Raw genomic sequence first — 1,027 nt, 5'->3', positions numbered from 1 at the left:
CTGGTTCAACAACAAGCGCCTCCTCGAGCCGATCGGGAACATCCCTCCCGCCGAGGCCGAGGCGCGCTACTATGCCGCAGGCAAGGCACCAGCTTTGGCCGCGTGACCCAACCACAACAGCCTCCGCCGAACCCGGGGCGGTTCAGAAGCCCGGACCATCCTGGCCTTTGCCGGGGAACAGGGAGACGGGCCGCTTGAGGACCAGGTAGCCGCTGCGCTCCAGGTGCCGGATCAGCCAGGCGGCCATGAAGTCGGGATTGTCCCGGTGCTCGATCGCCAGGGGCCGGCCGCGCTCGTCGCGCTGCAGGGCGTAACGCAATGACCGGGCGAGGCCGCTGGGCTTGGTCGGGGAGAGGGCGTCGCTCATGCGGTCAGCTTAGAGCAAACAGGAACGATTCATGAACATAGAAGAGTCAGGGAACCTTCCGTCATAAGTGGTCTCGGGTCACAAGTGCGCGCCTTACGGTCGTGATCGTGCGGCATGACCGTCCGCTTTGACTCACGGGTTCGTACTGCGCGAGCACCATCAGGCCTGTCCTCAACCGGTCGTCGCAACGCCAGCCTGAACCGATGTCAGGACGGCGTCGAGCGCTTCTGCGGGTGTTCGCCATCCAAGGGTCTTTCTCGGCCTGCCGTTGAGTGTCGCAGCCACCGCTGCGAACTCATCGGTGCTGTGCGCGCTCAGGTCCGTCCCCTTCGGGAAGTACTGCCGCAGCAGCCCATTGGTGTTCTCGTTCGTGCCGCGCTGCCATGGGCTATGCAGATCGCAGAAGTAGACCTGCAGGCTGGTGGCGATCCGCAACTGGACGTGCTGCGCCATCTCCGCTCCCTGATCCCATGTGAGCGAACGCCGGAGTTGCTCCGGCAGCGTGGTGATCGTGCGGGCGATCGCATCGCGTACAGCTGCGGCGCCATGCCCGGCGAGCGCCGGTCCGCCCCGCTCGCGCGGCACCGTCCCGTGGCCTTCCATGGGCGGCAGGTGCAGCCTGTCTCTTGATCACATCTACGCACAGCTCCACCGTAAGGC

The 1,027-nt window shown here is 65.7% G+C and carries 1 protein-coding gene and 1 pseudogene; both read right to left on the bottom strand.

Annotation, left to right across the window (positions count from 1 at the left end; genetic code table 11):
• Positions 1–142 precede the first annotated feature (142 nt).
• Complete coding sequence (locus ROTAS13_RS24960; protein ID WP_075823702.1) at positions 143–367, bottom strand: hypothetical protein; 225 nt, start codon at positions 365–367, stop codon at positions 143–145.
• A gap of 171 nt (positions 368–538) precedes the next feature.
• Positions 539–916 (bottom strand): annotated as a pseudogene (locus ROTAS13_RS24955) (IS30 family transposase); the annotation flags it as partial.
• Positions 917–1,027: the final 111 nt, after the last annotated feature.

This window comes from Roseomonas sp. TAS13, assembly GCF_001950415.1.
GTDB classification, from domain to species: Bacteria; Pseudomonadota; Alphaproteobacteria; order Acetobacterales; family Acetobacteraceae; genus Roseomonas; species Roseomonas mucosa.
This window is presented reverse-complemented; position numbering and strand designations above follow the sequence as displayed.

Bases quoted from the DNA above. Each gene is read 5' to 3' on its own strand.
- ROTAS13_RS24960 (WP_075823702.1), bottom strand. From the start codon at position 367: ATGAGCGACGCCCTCTCCCCGACCAAGCCCAGCGGCCTCGCCCGGTCA.